At 49.4% G+C, this 19,618-nt stretch carries 20 protein-coding genes; 18 read left to right on the forward strand and 2 right to left on the reverse strand.

All coding sequences use genetic code 11. From position 1 onward, the window contains the following. Window positions 1–3: 3 nt before the first annotated feature. From A1sIIB142_RS02955 to A1sIIB142_RS02975, 5 genes are read left to right on the forward strand one after another with little or no spacing between them, the layout of a single operon-like run. Window positions 4–792, forward strand: a complete 789-nt coding sequence (locus tag A1sIIB142_RS02955) for a TlyA family RNA methyltransferase (protein WP_095693607.1) — start codon at window positions 4–6, stop codon at window positions 790–792. Beyond that, window positions 792–1,649, forward strand: a complete 858-nt coding sequence (locus A1sIIB142_RS02960) for an NAD kinase (protein WP_095693608.1) — start codon at window positions 792–794, stop codon at window positions 1,647–1,649. The genes A1sIIB142_RS02955 and A1sIIB142_RS02960 overlap by 1 nt, the downstream gene beginning before the upstream one ends. Beyond that, complete coding sequence (gene recN / locus A1sIIB142_RS02965) at window positions 1,642–3,363, forward strand: DNA repair protein RecN (RefSeq protein ID WP_095693609.1); 1,722 nt, start codon at window positions 1,642–1,644, stop codon at window positions 3,361–3,363. The genes A1sIIB142_RS02960 and recN overlap by 8 nt, the downstream gene beginning before the upstream one ends. Before the next feature lie 29 nt (window positions 3,364–3,392). Continuing rightward, the gene (locus A1sIIB142_RS02970; RefSeq protein ID WP_095693610.1) at window positions 3,393–5,027 is read left to right on the forward strand and encodes a CTP synthase; all 1,635 of its coding nucleotides are present in this window, start codon (window positions 3,393–3,395) and stop codon (window positions 5,025–5,027) included. 18 nt (window positions 5,028–5,045) lie between these two features. Continuing rightward, on the forward strand, window positions 5,046–5,963 hold the full coding sequence (locus tag A1sIIB142_RS02975; RefSeq protein ID WP_095693611.1) for a site-specific tyrosine recombinase: 918 nt from the start codon (window positions 5,046–5,048) through the stop codon (window positions 5,961–5,963). Here the strand turns inward: A1sIIB142_RS02975 and A1sIIB142_RS02980 are convergent, their stop codons facing one another. Then, entirely contained in the window at window positions 5,964–6,377 is a 414-nt protein-coding gene (locus tag A1sIIB142_RS02980; protein ID WP_095674776.1) for a hypothetical protein, read from the reverse strand. It abuts the gene before it with no gap. Next, window positions 6,374–7,258, reverse strand: coding sequence for a ParA family protein (locus A1sIIB142_RS02985; protein ID WP_095693612.1), 885 nt, complete (start codon window positions 7,256–7,258; stop codon window positions 6,374–6,376). Before A1sIIB142_RS02985 ends, A1sIIB142_RS02980 begins: the two co-directional genes overlap by 4 nt. Before the next feature lie 78 nt (window positions 7,259–7,336). On the opposite strand from A1sIIB142_RS02985, the gene A1sIIB142_RS02990 reads away from it, so the two are divergent. From A1sIIB142_RS02990 to gcvP, 13 genes are all read left to right on the forward strand, one after another. Continuing rightward, window positions 7,337–8,209: a segregation and condensation protein A gene (locus tag A1sIIB142_RS02990; RefSeq protein ID WP_223299218.1), complete on the forward strand. Its 873-nt coding sequence runs from the start codon at window positions 7,337–7,339 to the stop codon at window positions 8,207–8,209. Beyond that, entirely contained in the window at window positions 8,202–8,768 is a 567-nt protein-coding gene (gene scpB, locus A1sIIB142_RS02995) for an SMC-Scp complex subunit ScpB (protein WP_095674778.1), read from the forward strand. The genes A1sIIB142_RS02990 and scpB overlap by 8 nt, the downstream gene beginning before the upstream one ends. 93 nt (window positions 8,769–8,861) lie before the next feature. Next, window positions 8,862–9,581, forward strand: coding sequence for a pseudouridine synthase (locus tag A1sIIB142_RS03000; protein WP_095694135.1), 720 nt, complete (start codon window positions 8,862–8,864; stop codon window positions 9,579–9,581). 264 nt (window positions 9,582–9,845) lie between these two features. Then, window positions 9,846–10,208, forward strand: coding sequence for a chorismate mutase (aroH, locus tag A1sIIB142_RS03005; RefSeq protein WP_095674780.1), 363 nt, complete (start codon window positions 9,846–9,848; stop codon window positions 10,206–10,208). Window positions 10,209–10,211: 3 nt separating this feature from the next. Further along, the gene (locus A1sIIB142_RS03010; protein WP_190283289.1) at window positions 10,212–11,282 is read left to right on the forward strand and encodes a prephenate dehydrogenase; all 1,071 of its coding nucleotides are present in this window, start codon (window positions 10,212–10,214) and stop codon (window positions 11,280–11,282) included. A 58-nt stretch (window positions 11,283–11,340) separates the two neighbouring features. Next, a complete protein-coding gene (der, locus tag A1sIIB142_RS03015; RefSeq protein ID WP_095685201.1) occupies window positions 11,341–13,311 on the forward strand; it encodes a ribosome biogenesis GTPase Der in 1,971 nt (656 codons plus the stop codon). A 2-nt stretch (window positions 13,312–13,313) separates the two neighbouring features. After that, window positions 13,314–13,871 (forward strand): CDP-alcohol phosphatidyltransferase family protein, encoded by a 558-nt coding sequence (locus A1sIIB142_RS03020; protein WP_095693614.1) that lies wholly within the window; start codon window positions 13,314–13,316, stop codon window positions 13,869–13,871. 19 nt (window positions 13,872–13,890) lie between these two features. After that, window positions 13,891–14,271, forward strand: coding sequence for a glycine cleavage system protein GcvH (gene gcvH, locus A1sIIB142_RS03025; protein WP_095693615.1), 381 nt, complete (start codon window positions 13,891–13,893; stop codon window positions 14,269–14,271). Between the two features lie 70 nt (window positions 14,272–14,341). Further along, complete coding sequence (locus A1sIIB142_RS03030) at window positions 14,342–14,797, forward strand: FHA domain-containing protein (protein WP_095693616.1); 456 nt, start codon at window positions 14,342–14,344, stop codon at window positions 14,795–14,797. 44 nt (window positions 14,798–14,841) lie between these two features. Continuing rightward, entirely contained in the window at window positions 14,842–15,564 is a 723-nt protein-coding gene (gene ftsR / locus A1sIIB142_RS03035; RefSeq protein ID WP_095674786.1) for a transcriptional regulator FtsR, read from the forward strand. Window positions 15,565–15,584: 20 nt separating this feature from the next. Then, window positions 15,585–16,088: a bifunctional nuclease family protein gene (locus A1sIIB142_RS03040; protein ID WP_095693617.1), complete on the forward strand. Its 504-nt coding sequence runs from the start codon at window positions 15,585–15,587 to the stop codon at window positions 16,086–16,088. Window positions 16,089–16,198: 110 nt separating this feature from the next. Further along, the gene (locus A1sIIB142_RS03045; RefSeq protein WP_095674788.1) at window positions 16,199–16,699 is read left to right on the forward strand and encodes a MerR family transcriptional regulator; all 501 of its coding nucleotides are present in this window, start codon (window positions 16,199–16,201) and stop codon (window positions 16,697–16,699) included. Window positions 16,700–16,765: 66 nt separating this feature from the next. Next, a complete protein-coding gene (gene gcvP, locus A1sIIB142_RS03050) occupies window positions 16,766–19,612 on the forward strand; it encodes an aminomethyl-transferring glycine dehydrogenase (protein ID WP_223299219.1) in 2,847 nt (948 codons plus the stop codon). Window positions 19,613–19,618 lie beyond the last annotated feature (6 nt).

Here is a 19,618-nt window from a genome sequence, read left to right on the forward strand (position 1 = left end):
GCTATGAAAACCCGTTTGGATGCCGAACTCGTTCGTCGCGAACTAGCACGCTCGCGTGAGCATGCGGCAGATCTGATTGAGTCTCGTTCTGTTCTAGTCGGTGGAATTCCAGCAACAAAACCAGCTTCGCAAGTCGATGCCGAAACCTCAATAGTTCTACAAGGTGATCGAGATGATTTTGTCTCGCGCGGTGGCCACAAGTTAGCCGGTGCCCTAGATGTCTTTACCGGGGTAGAGATCGATGGGCGCACATGTCTTGATGCGGGGGCTTCAACTGGTGGATTCACAGATGTCTTATTGCGACGCGGGGCAAAACTCGTTGTTGCCGTTGATGTCGGATATGGCCAGCTGGCATGGGGGCTACGACAAGATCCGCGAGTGAAAATCCTTGATCGCACAAATATTCGCCACCTTACTGGTGATCAAATCGCTGAAGATATCGATCTCGTGGTTGCAGACCTTTCCTTCATTTCACTTTCTTTGGTCTTGCCAGCGCTGGCTGCAGTCTCAAAGCCCGATGCCGATTTTGTATTAATGGTGAAACCTCAGTTTGAGGTGGGTCGGGAAAAGTTGGGTGCCGGCGGTGTTGTGCGAGATCCTGCTTTGCGCAGAGCTGCAGTTCTAGATGTCGCAGAGTCTGCCTACGATGTTGGACTCGGCACACTCGGAATCGCTGCGAGTCCACTTCCAGGACCTGCTGGTAACGTCGAATACTTCTTATGGTTACGACGTGGTGCACCTGAAATTAATAAAACAGCACTTGATGAAGCGATTGCGGCAGGGCCGGAATAATGAGTATTCGTAGCGTCGCATTTCTTGTTAATCCATCTCGCCCAGAAGCGATTAGCGCTGCCGGTGAACTAGCTCCGCTTCTTTTCTCAGCTGGATTTTCACTCTACACAATTTCCGATATTGATATCGAAGGAATTAAGAAGGTTGCCGCGGTAGATCTACCCGAGATTGAATTAGCAGTAGTACTGGGTGGCGATGGAACAATTCTTCGCGCGGCTGAGGTAACCCTTACCCGCAAGATTCCGCTGCTTGGTATTAACTTGGGAAATGTTGGATTCCTGGCTGAAGTAGATCGGCCAACAATTAAAGCGATAGCACAGAGCATTATTGATAAGAGTTACGTGAGTGAGAACCGGATGGTTCTTCAATTCGAGATTGAACGTGGCGGCAAAGTTGTCTCAGATGGTTGGGCGCTTAATGAAGTAACTGTTGAGCGAGATGCCACCACAATGGTTGAACTCTTCGTTGAAATTGATCGGCGCCCCTTATCGCACTGGGGCTGCGATGGAGTCATTTGCTCAACCCCAACTGGTTCAACTGCCTACGCATTTAGCGCCGGTGGTCCAGTTTTATGGCCCGAGATTGAAGCTTTGGTGCTATTACCAATCTCAGCTCACGCACTCTTTGCCAGACCGATGGTTGTTTCTCCGAAGTCAGAGATCATCATCACCGTGGAATCATCAGCGGCCTTGTTATCGGCAGATGCTCTTCGTAAGACACCATTGCAGTTAGGTGATCGAGTAATTATCACGCGTGATGAGCGCACTATTAAGTTATCGCACGTGTCATCGACGCTCTTTACCGATCGTCTGGTTGCAAAGTTCAAGCTTCCCGTTGAAGGTTGGCGCGGTGAGTGAACGCTCCTTCCTAGAAGAGATATCAATTCGAAATCTCGGAGTTATCGAACAATCAGAGCTTGAATTAGGTCCAGGGCTGAATGTCCTCACCGGTGAAACTGGCGCCGGCAAGACAATGATTCTGACCGCACTGTCATTAGTCCTTGGTGGAAAAAGTGACAGCGCACTAGTAAGACACGGTGCGGATCGACTCAGTGCCTCAGCAACTTTTTCGATAGCGTCATCACAGGTTGCAGGATTAGAAGAGTTAGGCGCCCAACTCGATGACAACTCACTCATTATTTCTCGAACCGTAAATGCTGATGGGAAAAGCAAAGCAGTCTGTGGGGGAGTCACGGTTCCGGCTGGAACGTTGGCCACTATCTCCCAGAACCTCATTGAGATTCATGGCCAGTCAGCCAATGCCCAAATCACTAAGACTTCAACCCAGCGAGAGTTACTAGATCGCTTCGGGGGCGCAGCGATAGCATCCGTCCTAATTGCCTACCAACTGAGTTACGCGAACTATTTAGAGACAAAGGCCCGCTTAGCGGATTTGAAGAGTTCTTCCAGCAAACGAGATTCTGACATCGCACAACTTCGAGAATTCATCACCGCCTGGGCAACTCTGAAGGCTGTTCGTAATGAGTGCAGCGCAACTGAGGATGAAATCAATCGGCTATCCAGTGTTGAAGACCTTCGGATAGCAAGTCAAAGTGCCAAAGAGGCTTTGGAGACAGAAGAATCGGGTGCTCTCACACTTTTGCATTCAGCAAGACGAGCACTCGATTCCGTTAAAGCAAAGGATTCCCGGCTTGAATCTATCGCCGAGCGGGTGAGTGAAGCGGTATATATTTTAGATGATGCCGCAACAGACCTTGCTTCCTATGCCACCGGACTTGAGGCAGATCCAAGACGACTCGACGCTCTCAATGAACGCAAATCGCAATTAAATGCATTTATTAAGAAGTGGGGTGGGTCGGGCAGTGGTGATGAAGAACTTGTATTACTGGCTGCGAAAGCTAAGAGCGGTAAGGAAGTCATAGCCGACTTAGAGGGAGGAGATGATCGAATCGCCGAGCTTGAAGGCTCACTAACAGTTGCTAAGAAAGATCTCCTGAAGAATGCGAAGTTGTTGACAGAAGCCCGAGGCAAGCAAGCGGAGAAGCTCTCTGATTTGGTGACGACTGAAATACATGCACTTGCCATGCCGCATACCCAATTTTTTGTTGAGGTGTCATCACCTGATTATTCTGCCAACTTGAAAGAGTCTGATTTCACCCAGCTTGGTTGTGATGAAATTTCAATGCTAATTCGTGCTCACACTGATGGTCCGAAGGTAGCTCTGGGTAAAGGTGCCAGCGGTGGCGAAATGTCTCGCATCATGTTGGGGCTAGAGGTAGTTATTGCCCAAACGCATCCGGTGGGAACATATATTTTTGATGAGGTAGATGCCGGTGTGGGCGGCAAGGCCGCTATCGAAGTGGGAAAGCGGCTGCATCAACTTTCGAAGCAAGCCCAAGTAATTGTGGTTACACATTTGCCGCAGGTGGCTGCGTGGGCAGATACCCATTTTGTGGTGAAGAAGAGCAGCGATGGTTCTGTAGTCGCATCAGGTGTGGCCAAGGTTCAGGATGCTGATCGCGTGGAAGAGATAGCCAGAATGCTTGCTGGGCTTGAAGAATCGACTAGTGCGCGCGAACACGCGAGCGAACTTTTGGCGCTGCGCGGATAGGGCTCACTTTGATGATAGGTTGGTCTTCCATGAGCCAGCCGCATGTGACTAAACATATTTTCGTAACTGGCGGAGTCGTCTCAAGTCTTGGTAAAGGCCTCACAGCGTCATCTTTAGGTCGCCTTCTCGTTGCCCGTGGCATCCGTGTGACCATGCAAAAGCTCGATCCATACCTGAATGTTGATCCAGGGACCATGAATCCTTTCCAACACGGTGAAGTCTTTGTTACAGATGATGGCGCCGAGACAGATTTAGATATTGGTCATTATGAGCGTTTCCTCGATCGCAACCTCGAAGGTTCGGCAAATGTCACCACAGGTCAGATTTATTCGCGGGTAATTGCGCGCGAGCGACGTGGTGAGTATCTAGGTGAGACCGTACAAGTGATTCCACATATCACCAACGAGATTAAAGAACGTATGTTGGCTAATGATTCAAATGAAGTAGATGTTGTCATCACCGAAATCGGTGGAACTGTCGGAGATATTGAGTCTCAGCCATTTCTAGAAGCTGCGCGTCAGCTTCGCCAAGATGTGGGTCGCGACAATGTCTTTTACCTTCACATTTCACTGGTTCCATATATTGGTCCTGCAGGTGAACTCAAGACCAAACCAACACAGCACAGCATCGCGGCCCTTCGTAGTATCGGTATCGCACCTGACGCCGTTGTTCTGCGTTGTGATCGTCCGATTCCGGCAGGGATTAAGAAGAAGATTTCCTTGATGTGTGACGTTGATGTTGAGGCCGTTGTTGCCGCCGTGGATGCTCCCTCAATTTATGACATCCCAAAAGTACTCAATAGTGAAGGTCTTGATTCTTACATCGTTCGCAGATTGTCCTTAGGTGGTCATGAAGTTCAGTGGGGCGAGTGGGATGCGCTCTTACAGAAAGTCCATCATCCTGTGCACACGGTAAAGGTTGCCCTCGTTGGAAAATATATTGATTTGCCAGATGCGTATTTATCGGTTTCGGAAGCACTACGTGCCGGTGGATTTGCAAATAGCGCAAAAGTTGAACTTGTCTGGATTCCTAGTGATGATTGTGAGAGCGAAGCGGGTGCAAAGAAGGCACTTGGTGGAGTCGATGCAATCTGTGTTCCCGGTGGCTTCGGTATCCGTGGAATTGAAGGAAAGCTCGGCGCCCTAAAGTTTGCCCGGGAAAGCAAGATTCCAACACTGGGACTTTGTTTAGGTCTGCAGTGCATGGTCATTGAAGCGGCTAGAAATTTAGCTGGAATAGCCGATGCCAATTCAGCAGAGTTCACGCCAGAGAGTGGCACCCATGTGATTGCAACGATGGATGATCAAAAGAATATTGTTGCGGGCCAGGCCGATATGGGCGGCTCCATGAGGCTAGGTCTCTATCAGGCAGCGCTAGTACCAGGTTCCATCGTTGCTGGGGTTTATGGAAGTACTGAGATCTCTGAACGTCATCGCCACAGATATGAAGTCAATAATAAGTATCGCGATCAAATTGCAGCCGCTGGCTTGGTTTTCTCCGGGATGTTTAAAGAGCGTGATTTAGTGGAGTTCGTTGAACTCCCTCGCGAAGTTCATCCATACTATGTGGGAACGCAAGCTCATCCTGAATTACGATCACGACCAACAAGACCACATCCATTATTTGTCGGTCTCATTGCTGCAGCACTTGCGCAGAAGAAGTAGGTATAGCGCGGGGGATTGATGAACTTTCACACCGCCAGTACCAACTATCTCAACCATTTACGCATTGAGCGAGCATTAGCCACAAACACTATTGAGTCATATCAACGAGACTTAGGTAAGTTTGCACTTTTTCTCAACGCTGGCAACGAGGATTTTTCACATATATCACCAACACACATTGAAGCTTTTGAAGTTTTCCTGAAAGATACCAAAATGAGTACATCAAGCATCAACAGATGTGTTTCTGCACTCAAAGGTTTCTATCGGTACTGCGCCCTTGAGTATGAGATTTCAAATCCTATGACTGAATCAACGACGCTCAAGACCCCACGACGTTTGCCTAAAGCATTATCAATCAGCGAAATAACTTCGCTCATTGAATCAGCTAAGCGAGAGGGAGATCCAATCTCGCTCCGAGATAGTGCAATCTTGGAAATTTTATACTCCACCGGCGCCCGTGTAAGTGAAGTCATCGGAATTAACTTTGCCGATATTGCAACACAAGATTTGGAAGGCGAACGAATTTCAGTGGTGAAATTGCGAGGCAAAGGTTCCAAGGAGCGAATAGTCCCGCTGGGTAAATTCGCCTTCACCGCACTTGATGAGTATTTGGTTCGAACCAGACCACTTCTTGCGGCTAAGAATGCAAAGAGTGAGAGTGCGCTCTTTCTTAACTCCCGCGGGAAGAGACTCTCACGTCAGAGTGCTTGGCAGATAGTTCTAGATGCCGCTGTTGCTACCGGCCTTGAGGGCAAGGTGTCACCGCACGTATTTAGGCACTCATATGCAACACATTTACTCGATGGTGGGGCAGATATTCGAGTGGTGCAAGAACTACTTGGTCATTCATCGGTGACTACAACCCAGATTTACACCCTGATTACTATCGATAAAGTGCGTGAGAGCTATAGCTCTGCCCACCCAAGGGCTAAGTGATTACAGTCCGCGAAGACGTCGAGCAAGAATGCTTTGATCACCCTTAGCTTCTAGATCAGCAATTATGACAGCTATTGATTCGCGAACAATGCGACCCCGATCAACAGCTAAACCTAAGTCACCACGCAACATCAAGCGTGCTTGATCTAGATCGAAGAGCTCATCAGTTGATAAGTAGACGGTAATTTTCTCTTCATGAAGTTCGCGACCTGATGGAGATTTCTCGGCCGCGGTAACTCGTCTGCGAGAAATTGTGCGAACACCCTTCTTGGTCTTTGTTTGTGATGTGCCAACCGGTTGTGGGGAAGTGGGTGCAGCAGGTGCGGCTTCAACTACTTGTCGAACGGCGCTCAGTGCTGGGGTATTAGCACGGAATAATTCATCTGCTCCGGGCAAGCTTGCTCTGCGTGTCATCGGGCGCCTCCTCTGGCGATTAGTTCTCGGGCTAGGCGGCGATAAGACTGTGCGCCACCTGAAGATGATGCGTATGCGGTGATGGGTTCACCCGCAACGGTTGTTTCTGAGAATCGAATAGTTTTTGCGATGATTGTTTCAAAGACATCCTCTGGATATTTCTCAAGGATTGCAGTGAGAACTTCGCGATTATGAAGAGTTTTACGGTCATACATTGTTGCCAAGATTCCGATGAGTTTAAGATCAGGATTAAGGAAACTTCTCACCTTATCGATATTTCCTTTAAGCTCGATGAAACCGTGGAGCGCGAAATACTCACATTGCAACGGAACAATTACTTCGTCTGAAGCAACGAGTGCGTTAATAGTGAGCTGACCCATCGTTGGCTGGCAATCAATGAGAACGACATCGTATTCAGAACTCAGTCTTGCTAGCGCGCGCTTGAGATATTGCTGGCCACCGATTTCAGCGCCAAGTGTTGTTTCAGCGGTACCAAGATCGCGGTTTGCCGGCAAAAAATCTAAATTTGCAACTGATGACTTAAGTACGATCTCATCGATATTGGCATCAGGTGTCATCAGTGCGTAATAAACAGTGTTTTCAAGTGGAAGGCTATGAGCGTTGACACCGAGACCAAGGGAGAGACCACCTTGTGGGTCAAAGTCGACCAACAGAACTCGACGACCTAGTTCTGCAAGGGCAGCACCTAGGTTGATTGTGGAGGTAGTTTTACCCACACCGCCTTTTTGGTTGAAGATTGAAATGATTTTTGCATGCCCGTGCTCTGTTAAGGGTGCGGGGATCTTAAAATTCTTCGGTTCACGTCCAAGTAGGTTGGCTGTAGTTGCCACATCATCGTCAAATGTCGATTTAGCGTTCAAGCGAGAAACCTCTTTTCATTTGTCGCGACTCTACGCGTATTGCGCTGCTATATGCAAGTAACGAAGTACTGTTCGCACGTGGAAAATACCCTGATTCCGGTTCCATCACCGGAGGCAATCCCGGCAGAAACCGGTTTTAACGTCCACCTGTCCAACTTCGATGGCCCCTTTGATCTTCTGCTCCAGCTGATTTCTCGCCACAAGCTAGATATCACCGAGGTCTCCTTAAGCCTTGTCACCGATGAATTCATCTCATTTATTCGCAAATTGGAAGAATCGGGCGAGGGCTGGCGCCTTGACCAGGCGACCGAATTTCTAGTTATCGCTGCCACCCTTCTAGATCTCAAAGCGGCTCGGCTGCTTCCCAGCGGTGAGATTGAGGATGAGGAAGACCTTGCCATCCTTGAGGCCAGAGACATTCTCTTTGCCCGATTGCTTCAATACCGAGCCTTTAAGGAGATTGCCGCCTCCTTCCAGGAAGCGATTTTGGCTGCCGATAAGTCCTTCCCGCGCGTCGTAGCCCTCGATCCGGCCCTTGCATCATTACTTCCTGAAGTCCTGATTGGGGTGGGAGCCCAACGCTTTGCTGCGATAGCTGAGCGTGTACTCACGCCTAAGGCGCCACCAGTCGTGGCTGTGGAGCACCTCCACAGCGCCCTCGTGAGCGTGGCGGAGGAGTCTCGCTCAGTTGTCGAGGCGCTTCGAAAGTCGCGAACGCTATCCTTTAGAAATCTCATTCAAGGCGCGGATTCCACCCTCGTTGTCGTGGCCAGATTCCTTGCCCTGCTAGACCTCTACCGACAGGGGGCCTTACGTTTTGAGCAGGTAATGGCCCTGGGCGAGCTTCAGGTTACCTGGGTTGGCTCCGATGAAGGAGAAGTTCTAGCGACCAATGAGTTTGATATCCAGCCAGAGATGCAAAACGAGACAGAAGAGGGCGAAAATGTCTAATCCCGAGCTTCATAGTCCTGAGCTTGCCCGTTCCATCGAAGCGATTTTGATGGTCGTTGATGAGCCGGTCACTGAATTGACCCTAGCCACTGTCCTTGAAGTCCCGGTTGAGCAGATCATCTCAGCGTTAGAGGCCCTTGTGCCGAGCTACTCCGATCGCGGATTCGCCTTGAAGGCCATCAATGGTGGCTGGCGCTTCTATAGCCACCCGGACTTTAGCCCAGCGGTCGAAAAATTCGTTCTAGATGGCCAGCAGAACCGCCTTACCCAAGCCGCTCTGGAAACCCTGGCCGTGATTGCCTATCGACAGCCGGTTTCGCGCGCTCGAGTCTCTGCTATCCGTGGAGTCAACGTTGAGGCAGTGATGAAGACCCTGATTACTCGTGGTCTGGTGGAGGAGTACGGGGTCGAGAATGAAACAGGAGCTATTCTCTATAAGACTACGAGCTACTTCCTAGAGCGGCTGGGCCTTAATGCCTTGACTGACTTGCCTCCCCTTGCCCCTCATCTGCCAGATATCGATAGCCTGGATGAGATCCTCGATTCGCTTACTGACTAGCTAACGCTCTACACTTCTTACTTCCACCCCTTAGCCAAAGCCTCGATTATCGAGGGTTGAGCGGGGAGTTGACTGTCGAGAATGGATAGCCACATGGCCGAAATGCGCCTTAATAAGATTATTGCCGACGCTGGAATCGCTAGCCGACGCGGTGCCGATGAACTCATCATGGATGGTCGAGTAACCGTTGACGGTCACCAGATTAGAGAGCTCGGAGCTAAATTTGACCCCGAAAAGGTCAAAGTATCAGTCGATGGTGAGACAATTAACCGTTCTTTGTCTAAGACTTATTTAGCACTTCATAAACCTAGAGGTGTTTTGTCTACCATGTTTGACCCGGAAGGTCGCCCTTCACTATCTGACTTTATTAACCTTCGAACCGAGCGCCTTTTTCACGTGGGACGCCTGGACAAGGACTCTGAAGGGCTAATTCTGCTCACAAACGATGGAGATTTGACCTTTAGAGCGACCCATCCCTCCTTTGGCCTTGAGAAGACCTACATCATTGAATTCGATGGAAAACTCCCGGTCGGGGTCGAAAAGACCCTTTTGAAGGGGGTCGAGCTCGAAGATGGAATGGGACGAGTCCTGAGCTTTAACCACCTATCGCCACAGTGGATCGAAGTCGTCATTCACGAAGGTCGCTACCACATCATCCGTCGTCTGATGGAGGCGGTCGGAGTGGAGGTTCTTCGATTGATAAGAACCAAGTTCGGACCTATCTCTTTAGGGGAGACCCTCGAGGGACGATGGCGAGATCTCAATAGCGGTGAATTGGTAAGCCTACAAACAGCTTTAAATATAAAACCTTAAATCTATTCAGTATCGCTTAATAGGCAAATAAATAAATAGATAATTTTTGCCATGAAGGTACAAGTGTAGATATATCGATAATTTTGTGCTCCAATAGACCCTTCAAATATCGATAAATAGGTAGTTTCTGGGCTTATAGATCTTCTTGCTTGCAGGTGCCAAGAATTCGCTATCCTGCGTTGGCGTTTAGTCGATAAAAAGTTTAAAGTGCAAAACCATTTGCAATCAATCTCTTAGAAAATGAGTTACGGCTACACTTGCCTAATGTCAGTGCGTGCAATCAGGGGAGCAACCCAAGTAGAGGCCAATACGGCTGAAAGTATTTACGCAGGTGTAGTTGAGCTGCTCTCTGAAATTCTCAGCGCCAACGCGCTCACCCCTCAAGATGTGATTTCCGTGCTCTTCACTTCGAGCCCTGATCTAAATGCCGCTTTCCCGGCTGCTGGAGCGCGGGAGGTCGGTTTTGCATCAGTTCCGTTGATCTGCGCCGTAGAGATCGACGTTCCAGGGGCCCTTGAGCGCACGATTCGCGTGATGGCGCACGTAGAAACCGCTGCGAGCGCTGACTCAATCTCACATATCTATCTGCATGGGGCTAAATCCCTGCGCCGAGATATTGCCCAGTAGCTCATGAGCGCGAAACTGCCCTTTTCGAGCGTCTGCATTATCGGCTCTGGCCTGATCGGCACCTCTATAGGCCTAGCCCTCTCCAAAAAGGGCGTCTCGGTGACCATGCTCGATCAAGATTCGCGCACCCAGGGCATAGCCCAGGCACTTATGGGAAATCAGGGCGTGGAGATCTCCGGCGCCGAACTCGTTATCGCGGCCGTTCCTGTTTCAGCTTTCCCAATGGTCATTACTACTCTTGAAAGAGCAACCTTCAAGGGTGTATTGATAGATGTGACCTCTATCAAGATTAAACCTGTACTTGAAGTAACGAGATCGTCTTTGAATTGCGCGCAATTCCTGCCGACACATCCCATGGCAGGGCGTGAGTTCTCAGGAGTTGAGTCAGCTCGAGCAGATCTCTTCGAAGGTCGGCCTTGGATGATTGATTCCACAGGCGTTGAGCAAAAGGCAGTTCTCTGGGGCAAGACTCTTATTGAGTCACTAGGTGCTCAGGTTATTGATATGCCGGCGGCCGATCACGATCAAGCGGTTGCGCTGGTCTCGCATCTTCCGCAACTCATCGCTTCACTGCTGGCCAAGCAGTTGGCTGGAAAACCTGCCGGATGGCTAGAGCTATCTGGGGGAGGGTTGCGCGATACCACGCGCATAGCAGCCTCTGATCCTTCTCTGTGGAAGGAGATTATCGCTGCCAATAGTTCGGCTATAGCACCTCTTCTTAAATCCTTGGCCTCAGATGTCAACTCTCTGATATCTAACATTGAAAGTGAAAACTTCATTGCAGCTGTGATCAAAGATGGGCAAGCGGGTAGAGCGCTCATCCCTGGCAAACATGGTGGCAAAGCTCGTGAATACACCCATCTGCCGATAGTCATTGAAGATAAACCAGGTCAGTTGGCTGCGATATTTGATGAGTGCGCCAAGGTTTCGGTGAATATCGAAGATCTCTCTATCGAACACTCTCCAGGTCAAGAGACAGGTTTGATTACTTTGGCCGTTTCGCATTCAGATGCTATCACTTTGAAAGCGCATTTAGAGAGTGAAGGCTGGGACGTGCACGCTCCACGTTCGTAATTCACTGTATTAGGCACCTGCGCCTTAGAATGTAATCACTTATAGATGGGCTGTGAAGATGATTGTTGTTGCACTAGATGGCCCTAGCGGCTCTGGTAAATCCAGCACATCGAAGAACATTGCCATTCGAGCTGGGTGGAGTTATTTAGATACCGGTGCTTTATATCGCGCAATCACATTCATTGCTTTATCGATAAAGAGTGATAACGCGAATGACATTATCGCTGCCGTCATTGATACACCTATCACTTTCAATTCAAATCCTCGTGATCCACAAGTCTTTGTTGGATCAACGAATGTCAGTGAAGAGATTCGCAGTCAGGAAGTAACAGAGAAAGTTTCAATTATTAGCGCTCTGCCACAGGTACGCGCAGAGCTACTCACTTTGCAGAGATCCATCATTGCTAAAGCAGACCGTGGGATTGTGGTTGAAGGTCGGGACATAGGAACAGTCGTGTGTCCTGATGCTGCACTGAAGATTTATCTCACCGCTGAGATTTCAGCACGAGCAGCAAGACGAGATGCTGAACAAGACGGTGCGGCAGGGGGTGTTGACGCTGTTGCGCAATCACTTTCAACCCGCGATGAGATTGATACAAATCGCACGATATCACCGTTATCAATGGCAACGGATGCGGTACATATAGATTCAACTGAACTTACGCTCGATGAAACTGTGGAACGAATTTGGGAACTACTATCGCAACGTTCGCTCTTAGGACTTCCGATTGTTGCCATTCTTGGACGTCCGAACGTTGGAAAATCAACTCTGATCAACCGATTTATTGGTCGTCGAGAAGCAATCGTTGAGGACACTCCGGGTGTGACGCGCGATCGCGTGCAATACGAATGCGAATGGGGCGGTCGTCGATTCATCATTATGGATACTGGTGGCTGGGAATCTAAGCCAGATGGAATTTCAGTTCAGGTCAGTGCAAGTGCTGAACTAGCGATGGGCGAGGCAGATGTTCTCTGCTTTGTCGTCGATGCCCAAGTGGGCGCACTCGATGAAGATGATGTATTGGTTCAAGAGTTACGCAAGGCGAAGAAGCCAACAATTCTGGTTGCTAACAAAGTTGACGGTGATAACGATGAATCTGATGCGCATGCGCTGTGGAACATTGGTTTAGGTGAACCGCACTTTGTATCGGCTTTGCATGGTCGCGGTAGCGGAGATTTGCTGGATTCAATTACCAAGCTCCTGCCTGAAGTAGGTGCGGCACAAGTACAAGATGGCTATCGCCGGATAGCCCTCATTGGTCGTCCAAATGTGGGCAAATCAAGTTTGCTCAACGCTCTCGCTGGCGAGAATCGTTCTATCGTTGATGATGTTGCGGGCACAACTCGCGATCCAGTTGATGAGCTCATTGAATTCGGTGGAAGTATCTGGAGATTTGTAGATACCGCTGGGCTTAAAAAGCGGGCCAACCAAGCTAGCGGAACAGATTATTACGCGACCTTGCGAACGCAAACTGCTTTGGAACGCTGTGAATGTGCAGTAGTCATCCTTGATGCATCGGTTCCTATCTCCGAGCAAGACCTAAGGGTCATCACGATGGTCGAAGAGGCGGGCAAGGCGATGGTAATCGTCATGAATAAATGGGATTTGGTAGACGATGACCGCCGCACTCAGCTTGATAAAGAAATTGAACGACATCTAGATCAGGTCGAATGGGCGCAGATTGTGAACGTTGCAGCCAAGACCGGATGGCACCGTGATCGACTAGCGCCGGCACTTCGCACAGCAATAGATTCCTGGGAACGTCGTGTTCCAACTTCCAAACTCAACTCTTTCTTGGGCGCCCTCATTGGAGCGACGCCGCCGCCCGTGCGTGGTGGAAAGCAGCCAAAGGTGTACTACGCAACACAGGCCGGCATTGCACCACCTAAGTTCGTGGTCTTCTCATCTGGCTGGATTGAGGCTTCTTATCGTAGATTTATCGAACGCCGCTTACGCGAAGAGTTCAAATTCCCTGGGACGCCGGTTCAGGTGGCTATCCGCGTGAAGGAACGAGATAAGGAGGCGTAGCAATGTTGACGATTCCTAACGCGCTCACATTCCTGCGATTCCTAGGGATTCCGCTCTTCATCTGGCTCGCCCTAGATCAACGCGCAGATGGTTGGGCCATCCTGGTGTTGATGATCGGTGGCGCTACTGATTACTTTGATGGAAAGTTAGCTCGCGCACTTAATCAGGAATCACGTTTTGGAGAGATCGCAGATCCCACGATTGATCGACTCTATATTGCAGCCACCATCATCGTCTTATACATCAGAGATGCGATTCCACTCTGGGTCATACTTGTCTTGGTAGCCCGCGATGTTGCGATGGCGATACTGGCCCTGGTGATTCAGATGCGAGGACTTCCGACTCTGCAAGTGACATATCTGGGTAAAGCGGCAACATTTAATCTGCTCTATGCCTTCCCATTTCTCCTTCTGGCGCTTAACCCGAATTGGTATGGCACCGTTGCCTTCATTTTCGGCTGGGCCTTTACCGGCTGGGGAGTGGCTCTCTATGTAGCCACGGCCATCGGGTATTTCCGGACCGGGATAAATAGCATTAGAGTGCGCCCAGAAGTTATCTAGCGGATAGTAGAGGCGCACGATGTCGGTAATTCCAGCAGAGTTGCAGTACACAAAAGAACATGAGTGGGTAGCACCTACCGAAACTGCACTTCGCTATCGGATGGGCATTACTGACTTCGCCCAGGGCGCCCTCGGTGACATTGTCTATGTGCAAATACCGAAAATTGGTGAAAAGGTCATTGCTGATGCGGTGTGTGGCGAAGTTGAATCAACAAAGAGCGTTTCCGAAATCTTCGCACCCCTTACTGGAACCATTGTTGCAATTAATGAAACCCTTAGCGCCACACCAGAGCTGATCAACTCCGATCCCTACGGTTTGGGATGGTTGGTTGAAATTGAAGTAGGAGCAGAGCCAGCAGGACTGCTTTCGGCAGTGCAATATGGTGCAATTACGGCATAAATCTCCGCTTGATTTCTCTGCCGCAACTCTCTAGTGTCACCCTTAAGTTGACATCGAAGGGGGTGAGTTCATGGCAGAGGCAGATTCAAAGCCTGAGCTAACCAGCACTCTCCACCTGGGACTTCGCCCCGTGGTTGGTGACTCTTTTTCAGAGCTCATTAAGGATTATCTAGCAACATCGTCGGCGGAAGAGCGTTCTGTTCTTGAATCCACCTTGGCTGGTGATGGTAAATCTGCAATGGTTCTTATTCATCGCGGTCCCGGACGAGGTGCCAGATTTCTGGTGACAGACCAGGGAGCAACTATTGGCAGATCAGCGGAAAGTGCAATATTTCTTGATGATGTGACAGTCTCTAGAAAGCACGCAGCAATTGAAAAATCAGATTCCGGGTTCATCTTTAAAGATACTGGAAGTCTCAATGGCTCATATATCAATAATGAGCCAACCACCGAGAAGCAATTATCTGTGGGGGATGAGATTCAGGTCGGCAAGTTCCATCTTTTGTTTATTACAGCTCAAAAGTAAATAGTTTCACAAGACAATTCAAGATCTACTAGGGGAGAAGTCAGTTGAGCGTTCCAGCACGGGCCTACTTAAGTATCGGTGAAGTACTCACTAAGTTGCGCGGAGATTTTGCCGACATCACAATCTCAAAGATTCGTTTTTTAGAGTCGGAAGGTCTGATTGAGCCCCAGCGAACACCCTCTGGATACCGTAAATTCACGACAACTGACCTAGAGCGACTTCGCTACGTCCTGCTAGCCCAACGAGATCAGTACTTGCCACTTAAAGTTATTAAGGAAAATCTAGACGCACTAGACCGTGGTCTGCAGCCAGCACCAGCCGGAGGAATCCCCGCTCCGCGCCCCACACTTGGCCTTGCCACAGTCGATGGTGAATTCGCACCCGCAGCATTTGGCGAACAATCCGAGATGCGTTTATCTCGCGAGGAGCTGCTTGCAGCATCGGCGTTAGATGATGCCCAGTTGGTCGAACTCGAGTCTTATGGACTTATTCAAATTCGCGGTCGTCACTATGACGGAGATGCCCTCTCTGTTGCCCGCGCTGTTGCTGAGATGGCTGGCTTTGGAATTGAACCGCGCCACCTTCGCTCATTTAAATCAGCAGCTGATCGCGAGATCGGATTGATTGAACAAGTGATCACTCCCTTTACTAGACAAAAGAGCACGGAGGCGAAAGCTCGCGCCGAGGAGGTTCAGAAAGAGATTGCATCCTTATCTGTTCGACTCCATGCTGCCTTGGTACGTGGCGGCTTAAATCGTCCTCGTTAATCGCATAAGAATTTTCTTTGATGTTTATTCCGGTTGAAGTCGTGGGAGTGCGAATTGAGATGCCCTCGAATCAGCCCATCGTTTTGCTTAAAGAGATTGAAGGCTCAAGATTTCTTCCCATCTGGGTGGGCGCGGTGGAAGCAACTTCCATAGCCTTTGCCCAACAAGGGTTGGCAGCGCCTCGTCCGCTCACACATGATTTGATTCGAGATGTATTAGAGCGAGTAGACATCTCACTTAAATCTGTCCACATTACCGCCATCGTTGATGGGGTCTTCTACGCGGAGTTAAACCTGAGAAATGAGCAAGGCGCGCTGCCGGCGCTCTCTTCCCGACCATCAGATGCGATCGCAATTGCGCTGCGTACTAAGTCCAACATTTTAGTTGATAATGATTTGCTCGATCAGGTGGGTATAGATATTCCAGAGCAGGTGGCATCAGAGGTTTCGGCGGCGGGGGACCAGGAGCTTGAAGCATTCCGGGAATTCCTAGATCAGATCAATCCGGAGGACTTTGCTGGCTAGCTCAGAAGTCTCAACCTCAAGTAGAGGTTTGTTTCGTGTCGGTACTGACTTTCTAGGATTCTCAAGCGTACCCTTGAGGCAACCCCCTAGACGAAAGCGAGCCCCCTCTCGTGACTGAGCAAGAATTTGAAATTGGTTATCGCGGTGCGACAGCTTGTTCCGCTGCTGGAATTTCATATCGCCAATTAGATTATTGGGCGCGCACTGGTCTGGTTGAGCCTTCAATTCGCACAGCAACGGGTTCAGGTAGTGCGCGTCTCTACGGTTTCCGCGACATCTTGGTACTGAAAATTGTTAAGCGTTTACTTGATGCCGGTGTTTCACTACAGAATATTCGCACCGCAGTAACTCACTTGCGCGAACGCGGTGTGACAGATTTAGAGCGAATCACTCTGATGAGCGATGGAGCATCTATCTATGAGTGTGCCAGCCCTGATGAAATTATCGACTTACTCGCAGGTGGCCAGGGTGTTTTCGGAATCGCTGTGGGCAAGGTTTGGTCTGAGGTTGAGGGATCTCTAGCCACTCTTGCGGGTGAGGTAAACGGTGAGACTGTCGTTTCTCAAAATAGTGATGAACTCTCACTGCGTCGAAAGGCGAAAGGCGCCTAATACTCATATATTTCGCTCATCTAATTTAAGGCGATAGGGCCATAGCTGAGTTGAATGGGTGGTCACGTGGGCGGCAGTAAAGGTTTTCAAGATCGACATATCGGCCCCTCTGGTGCACAAGAAGAGGAGATGCTCTCTGTTCTTGGATACTCAAATCTCAAAGATTTTATCGCCGATGTAGTTCCAGAAAATATCGTCATTGAAAAGAAACTCGCGCAAGTCCTGGACAACGCAAAGAGTGAAGTTGAAGTCATTGATGAACTTCGCGCTTTAGCTTCAGAGAACGAAATCTTTACCTCACTTATTGGTACTGGTTATTACGGCACCATCACACCACCGGTTATCAAACGAAATGTTTTAGAAAATCCGGCTTGGTATACCGCATACACACCATATCAACCAGAGATTTCGCAAGGTCGCCTGGAAGCACTCTTCGCATTTCAAACCGTAATTACCGATATGACTGGTCTTGCAATCTCTAACGCTTCCATGCTTGATGAATCAACAGCGGCAGCTGAAGCAATGACCTTGGCAAGACGCACCTCTAAAGCCAGTGATAACGCGGTATTTCTGATTGATAACAATGTGCACCCTCAAACCAAAGCGGTAGTAATTACTCGAGCGAAGCCACTTGGAATCAAGGTGCTTGAGGTGGATGCTCTCGCTGTAGATCCTTCTCTAAATTTCTTTGGAGTTTTGGTTCAGTACCCGGATACAACTGGTGCGATTAATGATTTCAGTGAATTGGCAACGCAGGCACATTCCAAAGATGCGCTAGTAATCGCAGCTACAGATCTGCTTGCACTTACCTTGATTACAGCGCCAGGGGAGTGGGGGGCAGATATCGCAGTGGGTTCAGCCCAACGCTTCGGAGTTCCGATGGGATTCGGCGGACCACACGCAGGATTTATGGCGGTACGTGCTGGACTGGAGCGAGCTCTACCTGGTCGCCTGATTGGTCAAAGTGTTGATGCGCACGGCAATCCAGCATTTCGTTTAGCGCTACAAACGCGTGAGCAGCACATCAGGCGAGATAAGGCGACAAGTAATATCTGTACTGCTCAGGTATTACTTGCCAATATGAGTGCGTTCTATTCAATGTGGCACGGACCAAAAGGTTTGATTGAAATTGCCGAGCGTGTTCATGGATACACCGCAGCTCTGGCAACTGTCGTGGAGAGTATTAATAAAAGTTACTTTGACACTCTAACTATCAAGGTGGCTGATGCAGCCGCGATTCATAAAATGGCAGCTTCCTTACGAATCAATCTTGGGATAGTTGATGCAAAGCATGTTCGTATTTCTTTAGATGAAACTATCACTTCAAGTAAGTTTGCCGAGATTGTTAGTATCTTTGGCGCAAAGGTCGTCTCAGCTCAGGGCAGTGGCATCTCACCAGCGATTAAGAGAATCTCCACTTTCTTGCAACACCCAGTTTTCAATACCTACCATTCAGAAACGTCGATGATGCGTTACTTGCGCACACTTGCAGATCGCGATCTAGCACTCGATAGAACGATGATTCCGTTGGGTTCTTGCACCATGAAGCTCAACTCAGTAACTGAGATGGAAGCCGTCACCTGGCCGGAGTTTGCATCCCTGCATCCGTTTGCACCAGCAGATCAGAGCAAGGGATCGCGCAAACTGATCGCTCAACTTTCCAAGTGGCTCGTTGAAATCACCGGCTATGACGCAGTTTCGCTGCAGCCTAATGCTGGCAGCCAAGGGGAGTTCGCGGGCCTGCTCGCTATTCGAAATTATCACGATTCTCGCTCTGAACAAGAGCGCGATATTTGCCTGATTCCTTCCAGCGCTCATGGCACGAATGCAGCCAGTGCGGTGATGGCGGGAATGAAAGTTGTAGTAATTAGTTGTGATGAAGCGGGCAATGTGAGCCTTGATGACTTGAAGTTAAAAATCAGCGAACACGCAGGAAAGTTGGCGGCGCTTATGGTTACCTATCCATCAACTCATGGAGTATTTGAATCTGCCATCTCTGAAATCTGCGCATTGGTTCACGAGGCAGGCGGGCAGGTATATGTTGACGGCGCAAATCTCAATGCACTCGTTGGTTTAGCTCAACCTGGAAAATTTGGTGCCGATGTTTCGCATCTAAATTTACATAAGACTTTCTGTATTCCTCATGGTGGCGGGGGACCGGGTGTTGGTCCAGTAATTGCTCGTGCGCATTTAGCACCGTTTCTGCCTAACCATCCACTTGATGCAACTGCGGGCCCTACAACAGGTCCAGGGCCTATCTCTGGTGCACCATTTGGTTCGGCCAGTATCTTGCCGATTTCATGGGCCTATATCCGCCTTATGGGGGGAGCAGGACTTACTCACGCAACAGAAGTAGCAATTCTTAGCGCCAACTACATGGCAGCGCGTTTAAAGAGCTCCTATCCCATCTTGTATACCGGTGATAGAGGTTTGATCGCCCACGAATGTATTCTCGATGTCAGGGAGATAACCAAGGTCAGTGGTGTCACCGTCGATGACATCGCAAAGCGCCTGATGGACTTTGGTTTCCACGCACCGACAATGTCATTTCCGGTTCCAGGAACACTGATGATTGAACCAACTGAATCAGAAGATATCTTGGAGATGAATCGTTTTATTGATGCGATGATTGCTATCAAGTATGAAATCGATGAGATTATCGAAGGCAAAGTCGCGGTAGAGGATTCTGCTCTGCGCCATGCACCTCATACAGTGGGGGCAGTGGCATCAAATGACTGGGATCGCAGCTATAGCCGCGAACGCGGAGCTTTTCCAGCAACATTTACCGGACTTATTCCTGGTGAACTTATCGGCATGAAGGGCAAGTACTGGCCGACCACAGGGCGCATAGATGGGGCATACGGGGATAGGAACCTGGTCTGTTCCTGCCCGCCGATTGAGTCCTTCGCGTAGTCGAAT

Origin of the sequence: Candidatus Planktophila versatilis, from assembly GCF_002288345.1 — a bacterium.
In the GTDB taxonomy this organism is placed as follows: Bacteria; Actinomycetota; Actinomycetes; order Nanopelagicales; family Nanopelagicaceae; genus Planktophila; species Planktophila versatilis_A.